Origin of the sequence: Roseovarius aquimarinus (assembly GCF_043661195.1) — a bacterium.
Lineage (GTDB): Bacteria > Pseudomonadota > Alphaproteobacteria > Rhodobacterales > Rhodobacteraceae > Roseovarius > Roseovarius aquimarinus.
In genome coordinates this window covers 371,494-389,478 of the sequence record NZ_JBIHMM010000002.1, presented here as the reverse complement: position 1 = coordinate 389,478, position 17,985 = coordinate 371,494, and the positions used below count along the sequence as shown (strand labels likewise).

The 17,985-nt window shown below is 69.1% G+C and carries 19 protein-coding genes and 1 other RNA gene; 6 read left to right on the top strand and 14 right to left on the bottom strand.

The genetic code is table 11. The features are described from left to right. Positions 1 to 8 precede the first annotated feature (8 nt). The 5 genes from recR to ACGRVM_RS09355 form a co-directional block, all read right to left on the bottom strand. Positions 9 to 602 carry a recombination mediator RecR gene (recR, locus tag ACGRVM_RS09375; protein WP_377170544.1) on the bottom strand — a complete coding sequence of 198 codons (594 nt, stop codon included), beginning with the start codon at positions 600 to 602 and terminating at the stop codon, positions 9 to 11. A gap of 76 nt (positions 603 to 678) precedes the next feature. Further along, positions 679 to 1,023, bottom strand: coding sequence for a YbaB/EbfC family nucleoid-associated protein (locus tag ACGRVM_RS09370; RefSeq protein ID WP_377170545.1), 345 nt, complete (start codon positions 1,021 to 1,023; stop codon positions 679 to 681). 127 nt (positions 1,024 to 1,150) lie between these two features. Continuing rightward, complete coding sequence (locus tag ACGRVM_RS09365; RefSeq protein WP_377170546.1) at positions 1,151 to 1,537, bottom strand: hypothetical protein; 387 nt, start codon at positions 1,535 to 1,537, stop codon at positions 1,151 to 1,153. Then, complete coding sequence (locus tag ACGRVM_RS09360; protein ID WP_377170547.1) at positions 1,534 to 3,336, bottom strand: DNA polymerase III subunit gamma/tau; 1,803 nt, start codon at positions 3,334 to 3,336, stop codon at positions 1,534 to 1,536. Before ACGRVM_RS09360 ends, ACGRVM_RS09365 begins: the two co-directional genes overlap by 4 nt. 81 nt (positions 3,337 to 3,417) lie before the next feature. Next, positions 3,418 to 3,780 carry a DUF202 domain-containing protein gene (locus ACGRVM_RS09355; RefSeq protein WP_377170548.1) on the bottom strand — a complete coding sequence of 121 codons (363 nt, stop codon included), beginning with the start codon at positions 3,778 to 3,780 and terminating at the stop codon, positions 3,418 to 3,420. Between the two features lie 250 nt (positions 3,781 to 4,030). Between ACGRVM_RS09355 and ACGRVM_RS09350 the strand changes: the two genes are divergently transcribed. Further along, complete coding sequence (locus ACGRVM_RS09350) at positions 4,031 to 4,528, top strand: protein-tyrosine phosphatase family protein (RefSeq protein ID WP_377170549.1); 498 nt, start codon at positions 4,031 to 4,033, stop codon at positions 4,526 to 4,528. A 10-nt stretch (positions 4,529 to 4,538) separates the two neighbouring features. On the opposite strand, the gene ffs is transcribed toward ACGRVM_RS09350, so the two are convergent. Beyond that, positions 4,539 to 4,635, bottom strand: an RNA gene (gene ffs / locus ACGRVM_RS09345) — signal recognition particle sRNA small type. A gap of 65 nt (positions 4,636 to 4,700) precedes the next feature. Then, the gene (locus ACGRVM_RS09340) at positions 4,701 to 5,102 is read right to left on the bottom strand and encodes a diacylglycerol kinase (RefSeq protein ID WP_377170551.1); all 402 of its coding nucleotides are present in this window, start codon (positions 5,100 to 5,102) and stop codon (positions 4,701 to 4,703) included. 192 nt (positions 5,103 to 5,294) lie between these two features. On the opposite strand from ACGRVM_RS09340, the gene ACGRVM_RS09335 reads away from it, so the two are divergent. Together ACGRVM_RS09335 and ACGRVM_RS09330 are read left to right on the top strand one after the other, a co-directional pair. Then, positions 5,295 to 5,750 carry a GNAT family N-acetyltransferase gene (locus ACGRVM_RS09335; protein WP_377170554.1) on the top strand — a complete coding sequence of 152 codons (456 nt, stop codon included), beginning with the start codon at positions 5,295 to 5,297 and terminating at the stop codon, positions 5,748 to 5,750. Next, positions 5,747 to 6,613 carry a DMT family transporter gene (locus tag ACGRVM_RS09330; protein WP_377170556.1) on the top strand — a complete coding sequence of 289 codons (867 nt, stop codon included), beginning with the start codon at positions 5,747 to 5,749 and terminating at the stop codon, positions 6,611 to 6,613. The genes ACGRVM_RS09335 and ACGRVM_RS09330 overlap by 4 nt, the downstream gene beginning before the upstream one ends. A gap of 4 nt (positions 6,614 to 6,617) precedes the next feature. Here ACGRVM_RS09330 and ACGRVM_RS09325 read toward each other — a convergent pair whose 3' ends face one another. Together ACGRVM_RS09325 and ACGRVM_RS09320 are read right to left on the bottom strand one after the other, a co-directional pair. Beyond that, positions 6,618 to 7,118 (bottom strand): GreA/GreB family elongation factor, encoded by a 501-nt coding sequence (locus tag ACGRVM_RS09325; protein WP_377170558.1) that lies wholly within the window; start codon positions 7,116 to 7,118, stop codon positions 6,618 to 6,620. Positions 7,119 to 7,124: 6 nt separating this feature from the next. Next, on the bottom strand, positions 7,125 to 7,562 hold the full coding sequence (locus tag ACGRVM_RS09320; RefSeq protein WP_377170561.1) for an NUDIX domain-containing protein: 438 nt from the start codon (positions 7,560 to 7,562) through the stop codon (positions 7,125 to 7,127). An 85-nt stretch (positions 7,563 to 7,647) separates the two neighbouring features. Between ACGRVM_RS09320 and ACGRVM_RS09315 the strand changes: the two genes are divergently transcribed. The 3 genes from ACGRVM_RS09315 (at position 7,648) to ACGRVM_RS09305 (ending at position 10,885) form a co-directional block, all read left to right on the top strand. Next, complete coding sequence (locus ACGRVM_RS09315; RefSeq protein WP_377170563.1) at positions 7,648 to 8,391, top strand: esterase/lipase family protein; 744 nt, start codon at positions 7,648 to 7,650, stop codon at positions 8,389 to 8,391. Further along, entirely contained in the window at positions 8,382 to 9,524 is a 1,143-nt protein-coding gene (locus ACGRVM_RS09310; protein ID WP_377170565.1) for an alpha-D-ribose 1-methylphosphonate 5-triphosphate diphosphatase, read from the top strand. Before ACGRVM_RS09315 ends, ACGRVM_RS09310 begins: the two co-directional genes overlap by 10 nt. A gap of 101 nt (positions 9,525 to 9,625) precedes the next feature. Further along, entirely contained in the window at positions 9,626 to 10,885 is a 1,260-nt protein-coding gene (locus ACGRVM_RS09305) for a lytic murein transglycosylase (protein WP_377170567.1), read from the top strand. A 28-nt stretch (positions 10,886 to 10,913) separates the two neighbouring features. On the opposite strand, the gene ACGRVM_RS09300 is transcribed toward ACGRVM_RS09305, so the two are convergent. Genes ACGRVM_RS09300 through ACGRVM_RS09280 form a run of 5 tightly spaced genes read right to left on the bottom strand, consistent with a single transcriptional unit; the run spans position 10,914 to position 17,861 of the window. After that, positions 10,914 to 13,553 carry a phosphoenolpyruvate carboxylase gene (locus tag ACGRVM_RS09300; RefSeq protein ID WP_377170569.1) on the bottom strand — a complete coding sequence of 880 codons (2,640 nt, stop codon included), beginning with the start codon at positions 13,551 to 13,553 and terminating at the stop codon, positions 10,914 to 10,916. Further along, positions 13,553 to 14,524: a 2-hydroxyacid dehydrogenase gene (locus ACGRVM_RS09295; protein ID WP_377170571.1), complete on the bottom strand. Its 972-nt coding sequence runs from the start codon at positions 14,522 to 14,524 to the stop codon at positions 13,553 to 13,555. The genes ACGRVM_RS09300 and ACGRVM_RS09295 overlap by 1 nt, the downstream gene beginning before the upstream one ends. 11 nt (positions 14,525 to 14,535) lie before the next feature. Then, entirely contained in the window at positions 14,536 to 15,414 is an 879-nt protein-coding gene (gene sucD / locus ACGRVM_RS09290; RefSeq protein WP_377170573.1) for a succinate--CoA ligase subunit alpha, read from the bottom strand. A gap of 2 nt (positions 15,415 to 15,416) precedes the next feature. Continuing rightward, positions 15,417 to 16,607, bottom strand: coding sequence for a malate--CoA ligase subunit beta (locus tag ACGRVM_RS09285; protein ID WP_377170575.1), 1,191 nt, complete (start codon positions 16,605 to 16,607; stop codon positions 15,417 to 15,419). Positions 16,608 to 16,616: 9 nt separating this feature from the next. Further along, positions 16,617 to 17,861: an aminotransferase gene (locus ACGRVM_RS09280; protein ID WP_377170577.1), complete on the bottom strand. Its 1,245-nt coding sequence runs from the start codon at positions 17,859 to 17,861 to the stop codon at positions 16,617 to 16,619. Positions 17,862 to 17,985 lie beyond the last annotated feature (124 nt).

Here is a 17,985-nt window from a genome sequence, read left to right as displayed (position 1 = left end):
GAAAGGGCTCAGATATCCTTGCGCGCGCTCAGCGCCGCGCTGATCGTGCCGTCGTCGAGATAGTCGAGCTCGCCGCCGATGGGCACGCCCTGCGCGAGCGAGGTGAGGCGCACGCGCCCCTCGATCTGGTCGGCGATGTAATGCGCGGTGGTCTGGCCATCGACGGTGGCGGCCAGCGCGAGGATGACCTCCTCAATCCCCTCCGCTTCGATGCGCCGGATCATCTGCGGGATGCGCAGTTGCTCGGGTCCGATCTGGTCGAGCGCGCTCAGCGTCCCGCCGAGGACGTGATAGCGCCCCTTGAAGGCGCCGCCGCGCTCCATCGCCCAGAGGTCCGAGACGCTTTCGACCACGCAGAGCATGCCGTTCGCGCGCTTGGGCGAGGCGCAGATGTCGCAGATCTCGGTGGTGCCGACATTGCCGCAAGTCGCGCATTCGCGCGCGGTCGCGGCGACGGTCTGCATCATGTCCGCCAGCGGCATCAGCTTCATCTCGCGCTTGGCGATGAGATGCAGCACCGCGCGCCGGGCCGAGCGCGGTCCGAGACCCGGCAGGCGGGCCATCATCTCGATCAGGCTGTCGATATCGCGTGTCGAACTCAATCGGTCGGTCCCGGATCTGTCTCTGGACGCCTTCGGCGAGAGTATTTTCGCCAAGATGAAGCTGCGGCGAGGCGCTTCAGAAGGGCAGTTTCATGTCCTTGGGCAGGCCCATGCCCTCGGTCAGCTTGCTCATCTCTTCCTGAGCGCGGTCGTTGGCCTTGGATTGCGCGTCCTTGATCGCGGCGAGGATCAGGTCCTCGACGACTTCCTTGTCGTCGCCCGAGAAGATCGAAGGGTCGATGTCGAGGCTCTTGAGCTCGCCCTTGCAGGATGCGGTGGCCTTGACGAGGCCCGCGCCGCTTTCGCCGGTCACGGTCATCGCGTGCATCTCCTCCTGGAGCGCCGCCATCTTCTGCTGCATTTCCTGCGCGGCCTTCATCATCTTGGCCATGTCGCCCATCTGGCCCAGTCCCTTGAACATGTCTGTCTCCGAATTGCTGAGGATCTTGCCTGATAGATACGGGGGCGGCCCCCTGCGCACAAGGGGCAGGCCGGAGGGCAGGCCGGAGGGCAGGCCGGGGGCGGAGGCCGCAGGGGCTGCCGGCCCGTCAGGGCGTTTCGTCGCGCTCAGGGGCCGGGCGGCCCGTGCGCAGGATCATCGCGCCGCAGATCGCGGCCACGATCACGATGAAGAGCGCGGGCGAGGCCCGGCAGCCTTCGGCCAGCGCCTCGGCGCGCAGCCCGCCCGGATCGGCGACCGCGACCAGCATCGTGAGCCCCGACCAGAGCACGCAGAGCACGAGCGCGGCCCAAGGGCTGCGGAAGGCGACGGCGAGTGCCGAGCCGACGAGGAGCGCGAGCGCCGCGGGGCTGGCGAAAAGCGCGAGCGTCTCCGCCCAGATCGTGACCGGCGCGCCGTCCCAGCCCGGACGCATCAGATCGCAGGCGCCGGCCAGTGCCGCGCCCGGAGACAGCGCCAGGGCCGCCGCGATCAATCCTCCTCGAACGGGTCCCATTCATCCTCGACTTCGGGCAGCGCATCGGCGAGCGCGGCGTTCTCGATCTGGCGCATCGTGCGGATCTCGATGATCTCCGCGCCGGGAAAGGCGTCCTTGACCGCCTGCACGAGCGGATGCCCTTCGGCCTCCGCGCGCAGCGCCATGTCCTCGGCGTCGCGCTGCGCCGCGATGGTCTTGGCGCCGCCCTCGTTGACCAGCGTGACCGCCCAGCGATTGCCGGTCCAGCGCTGGAGCGCGGCGCCGAGGCGCTGGGCGAGATCGCGCGGCGCGTTCTCGGTGGGCACGAATTCGATCCGGCCGGGCTGATAGGCGGCGAGCTGCACGCAGGTCTCGACCTCGACCAGAAGCTTCACGTCCCGGTTCGAGCGGATCAGTTCGACCACATGGTGGAAGCTCGGGTAATGGGCGAGCGCCGCATCGGCGGCGAGCGCGAGGGTCTGGCCCGCGCCGTTGCCCCCCGACGCGCGCGGCTGATGGGACGTGTGCGCCGGAGGTTGCGACATGCCCTGCGCCGGGCCCTGCGCCGTGCTGCCCGTGCCACCCTGCTGCACGGCCTGCCCGCCGCTGCCGCCCGCCGGGCCGCCCGAGGGGGCGGGGGCCGGCTGCGGCGCGTCCTTAAGCTTGCGAAGAATGTCCTCGGGGCTGGGCAGGTCGGCCACATGGGTGAGGCGGATCACGGCCATCTCGGCGGCCATCATCGCGTTGGGCGCGCCGGACACTTCCTCGAGCGCTTTCAGCAGCATCTGCCACATGCGGGTCAGCACCCGCATCGGCAGCGCCTCGGCCATTTGCAGCCCGCGCGCGCGCTCGTCCGGGCCGATGGTGGGATCGTCGGCGGCCTCGGGCGTGATCTTGACCACCGAAGTCCAATGCGTGATCTCGGCCAGATCGCGCAGGACGGCCAGCGGGTCGGCCCCGCCTGCATATTGCGCGCCGAGCTCGGTCAGCGCGCCCGCCGCGTCGCCCTTCAGGATAAGGTCGAACAGGTCGAGCACCCGGCCCCGGTCCGCAAGGCCCAGCATCGCGCGCACCTGATCGGCGCCGGTCTCGCCCGCGCCGTGGCTGATCGCCTGATCCAGCAGTGAGGTCGCATCGCGGGCCGAGCCTTCGGCGGCGCGGGTGATGAGCGCCAGCGCGTCGTCGGTGATCTCGGCGCCCTCGCTGTCGGCGATGCGGCGCATCAGCTTCAGCATCACTTCGGGCTCGATCCGGCGCAGATCGAAACGCTGGCAGCGCGACAGGACCGTGACCGGCACCTTGCGGATCTCGGTCGTGGCGAAGATGAATTTCACATGCGCGGGCGGCTCTTCGAGCGTCTTCAAGAGCGCGTTGAAGGCCGAGGTGCTGAGCATATGCACCTCGTCGATGATGAAGATCTTGTAGCGCGCGCTGGCGGCGCGGTAGCTGACCGTCTCGATGATCGCGTCGCGGATGTTCTGCACGCCCGTATGGCTCGCCGCGTCCATTTCCATCACATCGACATGGCGGCCTTCCATGATGGCCGTGCAATGCTCGCAGACGCCGCAGGGGTCGGTCGTGGGGCCGCCGGTGCCGTCCGCGCCGATGCAGTTCATGCCCTTGGCGATGATCCGCGCGGTGGTGGTCTTGCCGGTCCCGCGAATGCCCGTCATGATGAAGGCCTGCGCGATGCGATCCGCCTGGAACGCGTTCTTGAGCGTGCGCACCATCGCATCCTGCCCCACGAGATCGGCGAAGGTTTCGGGCCGGTACTTGCGGGCCAGAACGCGGTAGCCGGAAGGGGCGGTATCGGTCATCGGGAGGGCGCCTGCGGGATTCGTCTGATGTCAGGCGGTTAAGGTAGCGGCGCCGCGCGCCCGCGTCCACCGCCCGCGACGTCACAGCATCCAGAGCACCCCGCCCGTGCCGAGCGTCGCAATCGTCAGCAGGAGGGCGAGGCGGCGGAAATTCTTGGCCTCCGTCACCTCGGCATCGCGGCAGGTGAGCCGCTCATGCGTCTTGTGGGCCTGCGCGGCGGCGGTCCAGTAGATGACGATCGCGGCGAGCAGAAAGAGCGAGGCGACCAGCTTGGCGGCCCATGTCGGGGCGAAATCGCCGAAGACGGCCTTGAGCGCGATGGCGACACCCACGGCCCCGAGGCCGAGCCCCATCCAGGAATTGAACGTGCGCTCATTCGCCATGATGGTCCGGTCCTCGGCCCAATCGGTGCGTTGCGCGGCTTTCTCGTTCTTGTCACTCATGACCTAAGGTTAAAGCCATTCCGCGCCGTGCAGAAGCGCTTTCATGCGGGCGGATCCGCCGGTGCCCGCGCCCCGCGCTTGTTTTTGTGGCGCGCGGAGGGCGCGCCGGTATAGCTTGCAACGTAGAGGACGGTCCTGCCGAAGAGGTCGCCATGAATGTCACGCGCCCCGAATCCACCCGCGCGAACGGGATGCGGCGCCTCCCGGAGGGGTCGACGCGGCAGAGGCCCGCGCGGCGCTAGGCGGGGTCATGGGGGGCTTCGTCATACATGCGCTTCCGGTCCTGCGTGGCATCCTCGCGCTGGTGCCGCTGCCCGGGTCGGGCGGGGATTACGCCGGCGACATGGAGCATCTGCGCGACTGGCGCCCCTCGATGGTCATGAGCCTCACGAGCCGCGCCGAGATGGTCGAGGCCGGGGCCGGCGAGATGGGCCATTCGGTCGTCGCGCTCGGGGCGCGCTGGGTGCATGTGCCGGTCGTGCGATCGGGCGTGCCGGATGCCGCCGGTCAGGCGACGTGGCGCAAGTCGGCGCCGCTCGCGCTCTCGGCCTTGCGCGGCGGCGGGCGCGTGCTCGTCCATTGCGGGAACGGCACGGGCCGGTCGGGCATGGCGGCCTTGCGCCTCATGACCGAGGCGGGCGAGCCGGGGGCGGCGGCGCTGGCGCGGCTGCGCCATCTGCGCCCCCAAACCGCCCTGACGGACACGCAGGCGCGCTGGGCCCTGCAAGGGGGCGACCACGCGGCATGAGAGGGGTAAGGGTGAGAGGCTGGACAACGACCCAAGCGGGGCTCGTTACGGCTGCTTCCTTCCGGATCTGACCGGGTTGGCGAGGCGCCTGCCCGCGCCAACCTCTCACCCGGGTATCTAGAGAGGATGCGCCCCGGGTGCAAGGGGGGCGGCGACATCGGGCCGTGTCGCGCTAGAGAAGGCCCGCCGCACCCGCCAGCACCGAGGCGAGGAAAAGCCCGTTCGCGACCAGCAGGCACATCGTCGCGAAAGAGCCGAGATCCTTGGCGTCGCGCGCGAATTCCTGCCAATCGGGCGCAAGGTGATCGACGACGCATTCGATCGCCGTGTTGAGCGCCTCGACCGCGACGAGGATCAGCGTCAGCACGGTGAAGATCGCGATTTCGGACAGCCCCGCGCGCGCCCATATGAGCAGGGCGAGCGAGGCGGCGAAGCCGAGCGCGATATGCCGCAGCGCCGTTTCCTGCCAAAGCCTGCGCGCACCGCCCGCCGAATAGCGCGTCGCGGCCACAAGGTGGCGCGCGCCGGTGACGCGCGGCGGCCGGGGCCGGATTTCGGGATCGGGCAGGGTCATCGGGCGCATCCCTTTCGCGGAGCCGTTCAGCCGACCCTCGGGGGCCGCCGCGCCGAGCATAGCGGGCGGTCATGACGCCCGGCAAGGCGAGCGTTCCGCGATCCCCGCGGCCTGTGGCCTCTGTGCCGCGCGGCATCGAAGCGGCATTGAAAACGCGGGCGCGCCGCCCCGAAGCGTGCTAAGCGCCGGCGCATGATACTCAGATTTCCCGAATTCAGCCGCGACATGCGGCGCGGCGACGAGGCGGCGGTCGATTCGCTTCTGGCCGAGACCGATAGAGTTGCGGTGCGCCGCGTGGCTGCGCTGCGCCGCTCTGGCAGGATCGCGGGCGAGACGGTGCTGCCGTGGCAGGGCGAAATCGTGGGCTATTACGCTCTGGCGGGCATGGAGGCGCCCGAGGGCTGTCTTTGCCTCGCCGCGCTGGCGATCGCGCCGGACTGGCAGGGCGCCGGGCATGGGCGCCGCCTGATCGGGATGCTCTCCGAATGGGCGCGGCTCAGCGGCAGGAGCGTCGTCGCGCGCGGCCCGGGCGCATTTCTCGAGCGCGCGGGCTTCGTGCCGATGGAGGGCGCCGGGCTCTACGTCGCTGGCCCCGCGCCGGAGGCCTCGGCGCTCGTCTTTCCGCCGGACATGGCGCCCCGCGCATGAAGCTTCTCGGCCTCGTCTGTCTCGCGATGGCGGCTTTCGCGGCCAATTCGGTGCTGAACCGCGCCGCGCTCACCGGGGGCGGCGTCGATCCCGTCGCCTTCGGCGTCCTGCGCCTCGCCTCGGGCGCGGCGGTGCTCGCGCCGCTCGCGCTCCTGCGCGGGGGCGTGCCGCTGCTTGGGCGCGGGCGTCTCACGGGGGCGCTGGCGCTCTCCATCTACGTCTTCGGCTTTTCGCTGGCCTATCTCGGCCTCGATGCGGGGCTGGGCGCGCTGATCCTCTTCGGCTGCGTTCAGATCACGATGTTCGGCGGCGCCCTCGTGCAGCGCGAGAGCGTGCCGCCACTGCGCTGGATCGGGGCGGGGATCGCTTTCGCGGGGTTGCTCTGGTTGCTGTGGCCGGGCGGCGCCGAGGCCGCGCCGCGCGTCGCGCCGCTGAGCGGGGCGATGATGGCGGCGGCGGGCATCGCCTGGGGCATCTACTCGCTCAGCGGGCGGGGCGCGGGCGATCCGCTGGCGGGCACGGCGGCGAATTTCGTCTGGGCGGCGCTGGCCGCGCTCGGGGCGGCGGCGCTCCTTCTGCTCTGGCCGAGCCTCTTGCCCGGCACGCAGATCCTGCGCATCGACGCGCAGGGCGCTCTGCTCGCGATCATGTCGGGCGCGGTGACGTCGGGCCTCGGTTACGCGCTCTGGTATGCGGTGCTCCCCCGCCTCGCGGCGAGCAGCGCGGGCGCCGCGCAGCTCAGCGTGCCGATCCTCGCCATGGCGGGCGGCGCGGCCTTTCTCGGCGAGCCGGTGACGGCGGAATTCGCCATCGCGGCGCTGATCGTGCTCGGCGGTGTCGGACTGTCGCTCTTGCGACGCTGACGGCTCAGGCCTTGCGAATCGCCACGATTTCGAGCTCGACCATGCCGTTCGGGCGCGGCCATTCGACGACGTCGCCCGTCTCGGCCTCGAGCAGCGCCCGCGCGAGCGGCGAGGGCGCGGCGATCAGCCCCTTGGCCGGATCGGCCTCGTCCTCGCCGACGATGGTATAGCGCGCGGGCCTGCCGTCCTCATCGAGCACGTCCACCACGGCGCCGAACTGCACGCGCGGATAATCCCCCTCGGGCGGCTCGATCAGGATGGCCGAGGCGAGACGCGCCTCGACATAGCGCAGATCCCGCTCGGCCACGGCCAGCGGATAAAGCGCCTCGGCATCCTCGCCCATCGCGCGAAGCCGCGCGATTTCCGTCTCGAGCGCCTCCGCGCGGGCGTGAAGCTGCGCGAGGCCATTCGGCGTGACGTGATTTGGATGCGGCGAAATCGGCAGATCGTCGAGCCGCTGAGGCCCCGCGCTGCCGTCGTCTTCCTTGGTGAATGCCTTGTTCATGCCGCCTCAGCCGATGATCGCTTCGATCGGATCATAGAGGATGCCGCCGGAAAAGGCGATATCGGGCAGGCTGTCGGGCTTGAGCCTGATGGCGCCGAGCTCATCGCGCGCGAACCAGCGCCGATGCGTCACCACGCCTTCGGGATCGCGCCACGCGGCGTCGAGCGCGCCCGCGACGAGCGTGCAGCGAAAGAAGATCTCGACCTGATGAAACGCGCCTTCGGGATCGTGAAACTCGTTCACGAGGCAAGGCGCGCCCAGTTCGATCTCGAGGCCCGTCTCCTCGTGCACTTCGCGGAGCAGCGTCTGCCCAAGCCCGTCATGCAGATGCACGCCGCCGCCCGGCGCGCACCACAGATCGCTTTTCCCGTCCGGGTAGGCGTTGACCAAAAGAAGCCTGCCCTCATGGACCAGAACGGCGCGGGCGGCGAGGCGGATCGGCATGGGGCGGACTTCCTTCGGCGTGGGCGCGCGCAGGGCGCGGGTTATGGCCTTTTCGCCGCGCCAGTTTGCGCATATCTCCACTGCGATGAAAACACCGCGCATCATAGCGGCGCTCGCGCTGATCTTGGCTGGCCTGCCGATGGCGGCGCGGGCCGATTGCGCGGTGCTCCTGCACGGCCTCGCGCGGAGCGACGCGTCCTTTCTGGTGATGGAGGAGGCGCTGGAATTGGCGGATTTCACCGTCGTGCGCCCGTCCTACCCCTCGACCGAGGCGCGTATCGCCGCGCTCGCGGACGAAGTCCTGCCCGAGGCGGTCGCCGCCTGCGGGGACGAGACGGTGCATTTCGTCACGCATTCGATGGGCGGCATCCTCTTGCGCGCGTGGCTGCCCGAGCATCGCCCCGAGAAGCTGGGCCGCGTCGTCATGATGGCGCCGCCCAATCACGGCAGCGAAGTGGTGGACGAACTGGGCGCGCTCGAGCTGTTCGAATGGCTCAACGGCCCCGCGGGGATGCAGCTCGATACCGGCCCCGGCACCTATACCGAAACCCTGCCTGCCGTCGATTTCGAGCTGGGGGTGATCGCAGGCACGCGCTCGCTCAACCCCTATTTCTCGGTTCTTCTGGAAGGGGCGGATGACGGCAAGGTCTCGGTCGCCTCGACGCGCATCGACGGCATGGCCGATCACATCACGTTGCCGGTCACGCATACCTTCATGATGAACAACCCGATGGTGATCGCGCAGGTCGAGATCTTCCTCAAGACGGGCGCCTTCGATCACGAGATGGGCCTCAGCGATCTTTTCGACTGGAGCGCGCCGTGGCGCTGACCCTGCGCTTCACCCGCGCCGAGGTTCTGCATCCCGGCGGGCTCGAGACCGCGCCTCTCTCGATCGCGGAGGGGCGCATCGCAGAGGCGGGCGGGCGCGAGGTCGATCTGTCGGGCTACATGATCCTGCCGGGCATCGTCGATATTCACGGCGACGGGTTCGAGCGGCATCTGGCGCCTCGGCGCGGCGCGATGAAGGATATCGGCACGGGCCTTCTGGCCGCCGAGGCGGAGCTTGCCGCGAACGGCATCACGACGGCGGTTCTGGCGCAATTCTACAGCTGGGAAGGCGGCATGCGCGGGCCCGATTTCGCGCGCTCCGTGTTCGAGGGGCTGGACCGCGTCCGCCCCGAGACCGTGACCGACCTTCACACGCAGCTGCGCTTCGAGATCGCGATGCTGGACGCGTATGACGCGGTGCGCGCGCTCGTCGCGGCGCATCGCATCGGCTATGTCGTCTTCAACGATCATTTGCCGCATGAGGCGCTGGCGGCGGGCAAGCGTCCGCCGCGCCTGACGGGGCAGGCGCTCCGGATCGGTCGCAATCCCGAGGCGCATCTGGCCGCGATGCAGGCCCTGCACGCCGGGATGGACCGCGTGCCCGAGGCGCTGGCGCATCTCGCGCGCGACCTTGCGCAGGCGGGCGTGCGGATGGGCAGCCATGACGACCGGACCGCCGAGGCGCGCGCAAGCTGGCGGGCGATGGGCGTGCCGATTGCCGAGTTTCCGGAAACGATCGACGCGGCCGAGGCGGCCCGCGCGGGGGGCGACGCGATCGTCATGGGGGCGCCCAACGTGGTGCGGGGCGGCTCGCATAACGGCAATGCGAGCGCGCCCGACATGGCCGCGATGGGGCTGATCGACGCGCTCGCGTCGGATTATCATTACCCCTCGCTGCGCCGCGCCGCCTTTCTTCTGAGCGATGCGGGCATCCACGATCTGGCCGGGGCGTGGCGGCTCGTCTCGAAAGGCCCTGCGCGCATTCTGGGACTGGACGACCGGGGCGATCTCGCCCCCGGGCAGCGCGCGGATTTCGTGGTGCTCGAGGCCGCGTCGCGCCGCGTTGCGGGCACCTTCTCGGGCGGACGGGCGAGCTATCTCGCCGGGGATCTGGCCGAGCGGCTGATCGGCTGACCGCCTCTCGGCGGATGTTTGCGGGCAGGATGGCCAAGCCGCTTTCACCGGGCCGAATTGTTGCGTATTCTGAAACGGTGATGCGCGAGGGAGAGCGGGCGATGAGGGGTCTATGGGCATGTGCCGCGGCGGCGCTTTTGCTGGTGCCGTCCCTCGCGCGCGCCGATCTGGCGGGCGAGCTGCGCCCCAAGCCGAGGCCCGCCGCGCTCGAGGAGGCCGCGCAGCGCTTCGCCGCGTCGGATGCGGGTTTTCGCGACTGGCTCGCGGGGTTTCGCGGCCGCGCCGTCGAGGCGGGCATCCTCGAGGCCACGCTCGATGCGGCTTTCGCCGGGGCGCGCTACAACGCTGGCATCGTGCGGCACGACAGCAACCAGTCGGAATTCTCCAAGCAGATCTGGGACTATCTCGACACCGCCGTGTCGGATGCGCGCATCGACAGCGGGCGCCGCGCCATCGCCGCCGAGGGCCGCACCCTGCGCCTGATCGAGCAGGACTACGGCGTCGACAAGGAGATCGTGGCCGCGATCTGGGGGCTCGAGAGCGCCTATGGCGCGGTGCGGGGCGAGACGCCCCTCATCACCGCGCTGGCCACGCTGGCCTATGACGGGCGGCGCGGCGCGTTTTTCGAGGCCGAGCTTCTGGCGGCGCTCGGCATCCTGCAATCGGGCGATGTGCGCCCCGCCGACATGACCGGCTCTTGGGCCGGCGCGATGGGCCACACGCAGTTCATGCCCAGCTCGTATCTCGCGCATGCGGTCGATTTCACCGGCGACGGCAGACGCGACATCTGGTCCGACGATCCCGCCGACGCGCTCGCCTCGACGGCGGCCTATCTGCGGCATTTCGGCTGGACGCCCGGCCAACCCTGGGGCGTCGAGGTGGTGCTGCCAGAGGGCTTCGATCCGGTCCGCGCGCGCCGCGATCTGATGCAAAGCCCGACCCTCTGGGCCGAGGAAGGCATTCTCGACACGCAGGGGCGCCCGGTTCCCGATCATGGCCGCGCCTCGATCCTGCTGCCCGGCGGCGCGAGCGGTCCGGCCTTCATGATCTTCGACAATTTCGAGGTGCTCGAGCAGTACAACAAGGCCGATGCCTATGTGATCGGCGTCGGGCATCTGGCGGACCGGCTGAGGGGCGGGCCGGCCATCGCCGCGCCCTGGCCGCGCCAGCACCGCGCCATCAGCGCTGCCGAGCGCCGCGAGCTTCAGCGCAAGCTGCAAAGCCGGGGTTTTGCGGTCGAGAAGATCGACGGCATCATCGGCCCGAACACGATCGACGCGATCCGCGCCTTTCAAAAATCCGCCGGGATGCGCGCCGACGGCTTTCCGACCGAGGAATTGCTGAAGGCGCTGGACGGCTGAGGGGTCCCGAGGATCGGCCTCGTGCCTCTCAGCCCGTCCAGCCCAGCCCCGCGGAAATGCAGGTCATCGACTGGAGGAGGCGAGCGGTATCGGAGCGCTCGGGGTCCGCGCGGAGCGCGCGCAATTGCTCGATCTGGACCCCATGAATGATGCCGAGATGCGCGCGGCTCGCCTCGACGCGGGCGGTGAGCCGCGGGAAACGCGCCGCCAGAACCGGCTGGCCCGTGATCGCGTGGATGGCCTCGCAAGAGGCGGCATGTTCGGCGCGCACCATGCCGAAGATCGCGGCGCCGTTCTCGGCGTCCGTCGAGAGCGCGGCATAGCGCGCGGCGATCTGCATGTCCGATTGAAAGAGCGTCTTCTCGACCTCGTCGACCATCAGCTGAAAGAGCTTCGAGGCCGCGAACATCTCGCGCAGCATGTCCCAGCCCGCGGGGCCGCGCACCTTCGCGAAGGACTGGCAGGCGGTCCCGAACCCGTACCAGCCGGTCAGCAGATGCCGGTTCTGCGACCAGGCGAAGACCCACGGGATGGCGCGCAGGTCCGACAGCTCCGCCGCCCCGAAGCGCCGCGCCGGGCGCGATCCGATTTTGAGCATGGCCAGCTCCTCGACGGGGCTCGCCTCGTGGAAATACCGCACGAAGCCGGGCGCGCTCAGCAGGCTCGCATAGGCCACTTGCGACATGCCGGAGAGCGCGCGCAACGCGTCGTCATGCGCGGGATCGCGGAGCGGTGCGGTGCCCGAGAGCGCGGTATGGCGCAGCGCCGAGGAGGCGAGTTGCTCGAGTTCGCGGAGCGCCGTGCCCCGGTTCGCGTATTTGGCCGACACCACTTCGCCCTGTTCGGTGGTGCGCATCGCGCCGTTGAGCGTCATCGCGGGCTGGGCCGCGATCGCGCGTCCCGTCGGCGCGCCGCCCCGGCTCACCGAGCCGCCGCGCCCGTGAAAGAAGGCCGGCACGAGGCCGAGCGCGCCGAGTGCGCGCGTGATCTCGCGCTGGGCCTGCTCGAGTTCCCAAGTGGAGCAGATGAAGCCGCCGTCCTTGTTGCTGTCCGAATAGCCCAGCATGATCTCGACGCGGCTTCCCTGCCGCTTGAGGCTGCGGCGCGCGGTCGGCACCTCGGCCAGATCCGCCAGGATACGCGGCGCCCGGCGCAGATCGTCGATGGTCTCGAAAAGCGGCACGACGGGCAAATCGAGCGCTTCGCCCGCGGCGCCCGCGTGGCGCGCGAGAAGGTAGACCGCCAGAAGATCGTCGGTGGAGCGCGTCATAGACAGGATGAAGGCGCCGATGGCGTCCGGATCATCGCCCGCGCGCACATCGAGGACGGTGCGCAGGAGCGTGAGAAGCTCGCGCGCCTCGTCGCCGAGGCTGGCCATGGCGACCGGGGGCAGCGTCTCGGCGGCCAGGTCCTGCCTCAGGCGCGCGGACCAGGCGGCGCTGCCGTAGTCCAGCTCGTCGCCCCAGATTTCGGCCAGCACGCGCGTCGTCACGGAGGAATTCTGGCGGATGTCGAGCGCGGTCGTGCGGAACCCGAAGACCTCGACGCGCCAGCGGATCGGACGGATATAGCTCTCGCCGAGCTGCTCCGAGCCGATGGCGGCGAGGGCCGCTTCGATGCGGTGCAGATCGGCCGCCATATCCTCGACATGCCGATAGCGCGGCCGCCCGTCGAGCCGCGCGATGATCGCGCTCGTGGCCTGCCGGAAGATCTCGCCTGGGTTGCGTCTCGCGATCGCCTCATGATCGTCGGCGCGCGCCACGATGGCGTCGAGCGCCGCGAGATGGGGCGCGGGAATGTGCGCGATGTCGCGGCTGATGCTGATATCGCGGGCGGCGCGCGCAAGGTCGGCCATATGCCTCTGGATGGCGGTGCTGCGGCCCTTGGCGAGCGCGGCCTTGGTCGCCTCGACGGTGACGTTCGGATTGCCGTCGCGGTCCCCGCCGATCCACGAGTGGAACTTGAGGCAGGGCCGCACGGCGCCGGCCTGCTGTGGAAAGAACGCCTCGCGCGCGGCGATGAACTGCTCGAAGAGTTGCGGCGTCGCATCGAAGAGGCTGTCGCGGAAGAATTGCAGCCCCCATTCGATCTCGTCCGCGAGGCTCGGACGCTCGAGCCGCAGCTCGCCCGAAAGCCAGAGCAGGTCGATCTCGCCGCGCAGCCGCTCGATCCTCGCGGCGCGCTCGCGCGGGGTCCAGCGGTGGGTTTCGAGCGAGACGAGCAGGCGGTAGATGCGCCGGTGGATTTCGAGGATCGTGACGCGCTTGGCCTCGGTCGGATGCGCGGTGAGCGTGGGCCCGACCGCGAGGCAGCCCACGGCGCTCTCGAAAGTCTCGGGTGCGGTTGCGGCGATCTCGGCCATCGCCTCGGCGAAACTGCCTTCGACGCTCTGGGCGCCGCGCGTCGCCTCGGTTCGGCGGCGCGCGCGCACGGCGGCGTTCTCCTCGGCGATCTTCGTCAGGTGAAACCAGATATTGACCGCCTGGAGAAAGTCGCCGGTCTGCTCGGGCGCGGGCGGCGCCGCCTCGTCCGGCGCGCGGAGAAGCGCGGCGACGCCCGGCGCACGGTGCAGCACGACCCTGAGAAGCTGGCTCCAGAGCAGGTCGCGCAGCTGGGCGGCATAGCCATCGCCCTCGGCGCCGGGGATTTTCGCCGCGCCCGCCACCATCAGGTCACGCGGTCGGGAGGCGGGCGTCCCTCGAAGAAGGCCCGCAGGTTGTCGAGCACGCGAAAGCCCATGTCGTTGCGCGTCTCGGCGGTCGCGCTTCCAAGATGCGGGAGCATCACGAGGCCCTCGCATGCCAGAAGCTCGGGCGCAATGGCAGGCTCGCCGTCGAAGACGTCGAGCGCCGCCCCGGCGATGGTCTTTCGTGTCAGCGCCTCGGCAAGGTCGCGCTCGGCGATCACCTCGCCTCGGGCGGTGTTGACGAGGAACGCGCCGGGCCGCATCAGCGCGAGCCTGCGGGCGTCGATCAGGTGCCGGTTCTCGGCGCCGCCGGGGCAGTGGAGCGAGACGAAATCGCAGCGCGGGAGCAGATCGTCGAGGCTCTCCGCCTGGCGCGCGCCGAAGCGCGCAAGGGTCTCGGGCGCGATGCGGCTGCGGTTGTGAACGACGATATCCATGCCGAAGCCGAAATGCGCGCGCCGCGCCATTTCCTGCCCGATCCGCCCGAAGCCGACGATGCCGAGCGTCTTGCCGGAGACGCGCGTTCCGACGAGATGCGTGGGCCGCCAGCCCGTCCATGCGCCCGCGCGCAGCTCGCGCTCGCCCTCGCCGGCGCGGCGCGCGGCCATTAGAAGGAGCGTCATGGCCAGATCCGCCGTGCATTCCGAAAGAACGTCCGGCGTGTTCGTGACGACCATGCCCCGCGCGCTGGCTGCCGGAATGTCGATATGGCTGAACCCGACACCGTAATTGGCGAGGATCCGGCAGCGCGGGGCGTCCACATCGAGCGCGCCTGCGTCGATGCGGTCGGTCACGGTCGGCAGGACCGCGTCGAAATCGCGGAACGCCTCCCGGAATGCGCCGGTATCAAGGGGTCTGTCATGCTCCGAGAAGACCGCATCGAATTCCTCGGCGAGCCGCGCCTCGACCGCGTCGGGCCAGCGGCGCGTGACGAGCACTCTGGGCTTGGCCACCTCGGCTCTCCCTACATCACGCGCGCGATGGTCTCGCCGATGACGGCGGGGTTCTCGGCGACGGTCACGCCCGCGGCCGAAAGGATCTCGACCTTCTCGGAGGCGCTTTCGCCGAAGGCCGAGATGATCGCGCCCGCATGGCCCATCGTGCGGCCCTTGGGCGCGGTGAGGCCCGCGACATAGGCCACGACCGGCTTCGTCACATGGTCCTGGATATAGGCGGCCGCCTCGGCCTCCTGCGGGCCGCCGATCTCGCCGATCATGGCGATCACATGGGTCTCGTCGTCATTCTCGAACTGCTCGAGCACGTCGCGGAAGGACGAGCCGTTGATCGGATCGCCCCCGATGCCGACGCTGGTCGACACGCCAATGCCGCGCTCCTTGAGTTGCGCCGCCGCCTCGTAGCCAAGCGTGCCCGAGCGCCCGACGATGCCGACATTGCCCGGAAGGAAGATATGCCCCGGCATGATCCCGAGCATCGCCTTGCCCGGCGAGATCGTGCCCGCGCAGTTCGGGCCGGTCAGAACCATCCGGCGCTCCTTGGTGTAGCGCATCATGTAGCGTTTCACCTGGATCATGTCCTGCGCGGGGATGCCGTCGGTGATGCAGACGCAATAGCGGATGCCCGCATCGGCGGCCTCCATGATGCTGTCGGCGGCGAAGGGCGGCGGCACGAAGACGAGGCTGGCCTCGGCCTGGGTTTCGGCGACCGCTTCCTTGACGGTGTCGAAGACCGGCACGCCATGCACGCTCGAGCCGCCCTTGCCGGGGACGACACCGCCGACCACGTTGGTGCCGTAATCCAGCATTTCCTTGGTATGAAATTGCGCCATCCGCCCGGTGATGCCCTGAACGATGACTCGGGTCTCGCGGTTGAGATAGATGCTCATGATTATGAAGCCTTCAGATTGGGGGAGTTGTCGCTTTTCCATGCGGCGACCGCACGCTCGGCGGCCTCCATCAGCGTCGATGCGCGGATGATTGGCAGGCCGCTCTTGGCGAGGATCTTCTGGCCTTCCTCCACATTCGTGCCAGCGAGGCGCACGATCACGGGCACATCGACCTGCACTTCGCGCAGCGCCTGTACGACACCTTCGGCCACCCAATCGCAGCGGTTGATGCCGGCGAAGATATTGACGAGCACCGCCTGCACGTTCTTGTCGGACATGACGAGGCGGAACGCCTTGGCCACGCGCTCGGGCGTGGCGCCGCCTCCGATATCGAGGAAGTTGGCCGGCTCGCCGCCCGCGAGCTTGATCGTGTCCATCGTCGCCATGGCAAGGCCCGCGCCGTTGACGATGCAGCCGATATTGCCCTCGAGCCCCACATAGGAGAGGCCGCGATCCGCCGCGCGCGCCTCGCGCGGGTCTTCCTGGCTCTTGTCGCGCAGCTCGCTGATCTGCGGATGGCGGAAGAGGGCGTTGTCGTCGAAGGTCATCTTGGCGTCGAGCGCCAGAACCCGGTTGTCGCCGGTGATGACGAGCGGGTTGATCTCGACCATCGTCGCGTCGAGCTCGCGGAAGGCGCGGTAGCAGCCCTGAAGCGTGCGGACCATCGCCTGCGTGAGGCCCGGCTCGATCCCGAGCTGGAACGCGATCTCGCGCGCCTGGAAGTCGCGCAGGCCCACGGCGGGCTCGACCGTCGAGCGCACGATGCTTTCGGGTTTTTTCTCGGAGATGTCCTCGATCTCCATGCCGCCCTCGGCCGACGCCACGATCATGATGCGCTGCAAGGTGCGGTCGAGCACGAAGCCGAGATAGATCTCGCGGTCGATCGGCACGGCGGCCTCGACATAGACGCGGTAGATGCCCTTGCCCTCGGGGCCGGTCTGATGCGTCACCAGCTTCTTGCCGAACATGTCCTCGCAGGCGGCGTGAATCTCGTGCTCGGTATCGCAGAGCTTGACCCCGCCGGCCTTGCCGCGCCCGCCGGCATGGACCTGCGCCTTCACGATCCAGCGGTCGCCGCCCAGCTCGCGGGCGCGATAGGCGGCCTGCTCGGGGCTGTAGGCGAGCGCCCCGCCGGGGATCTCGACGCCGAAATTGCTCAGAATTTCCTTGGCCTGGTATTCGTGGATATCCATTGCCGCCTCCTATGCCGCGATGCGGGATTGATAATGTGCGTCGAGATCGCCGAGGATCGATTCGAGATCGACCTCGGCGCCGAGCGCCGTCATGGCCTGCGCGAAGCGCGTCACGATCTCGGTGATCGCCGATTGGCTGAGCAGGTTCAGGATGCCGATGCGGATCTGGACCGGCGCCGAAAGGGTCGGCCAGATGCCGAAGCCCTGCGCACGGCAGCTTTGAACGAGCTCCATCTCGCGGCCCGCGAAGGCGGGGGGCAGGTTCATGACCACAAGGCTCGTCATGTTGGAGGTGACGTCGCAGCCCATCGCCGTCACGGCGCCGCGCAGGGCCTTTTCGTGGAAGGCGTAATCCTTGGCCCGCGCGCTCAGCCCCTCGGCGAGGTTGATGCGCAGCGCCTCGTGGAAGGCGCAGACCGCATAGGCCGAATGGGTCCGGTGATAGGCGCCTTTTTCTACATCCTTGCCGTCCACGATGCCCCAATGGCGCGCTTCCATGATCGGATGGTTCGCATAGGTGTAGGCACCGTTAGCCTTCAGTGTCTCGATGTAGCGATCGGTGAAGCTGACCGGCGCATAGGTCAGCGGTAGGCACAAGAGGCCCTTTTGCGGGCAGGAGGCCCAGCCGACCACGCCGGGGTAATCGTCGATGGCGAAATCCGCGACGCCGAGCGAGGAGACGGCATCGACGAGGCCCATCGCGTCATGCCGCTCGCAGGCGTCCGAGAAGCCGCGAAGATCGTTGATCCGGCCCGATCCGGTCTCCCAATGCGCCATGAAGGCCCATTTCGGCTTGTGAGCGGCGAGCGCGCGCTCGATGATCTCGGCGGTGACGGACTGCCCGTGCGGCACGTCGATCACGGTGACACTCGCGGGCTTGGGGTCAAGGCTGCTTGCGGCCAGTTCCGCGCGCGTCGCCGCCTTCATGCGCAGCGTCAGCGCGTCGATGCCCGAAAAGGTGCCGTTGGCGAAGACGACCACGGTATCGCCGGGCATGACGGCCGATGTCATGCAGTCGAGACCGCTCCAGCCGGTGCCCGCGACGCCGAAGGTGTGAACGTTCTTGGTGCCCATGAAGCTGCGCAGCATGTGTTTGCACTCGATCATGCCGCGCAGGACGTCCGCATGCATGTGATCGGCAAGGCCCGCTTCGGCATAGGCCGCGAGAACGCGCGCATCGGTATTGCCCGGCCCGGGGCCGGCGGCCAGCGTGTCCGGGATCACGAGTTTGGGGAATGAAGAAGCTTGCGTCATGGCGGCGTCCACCTCGGTAAGAAATAATTCTCACCACGATGAAATGCGCGTTTGGTTTTTGCCGCAACGTAGGATACTCCTGCTTTCGGGTATCTATTCGGGTAGTTAATTTACTACTCAAAGC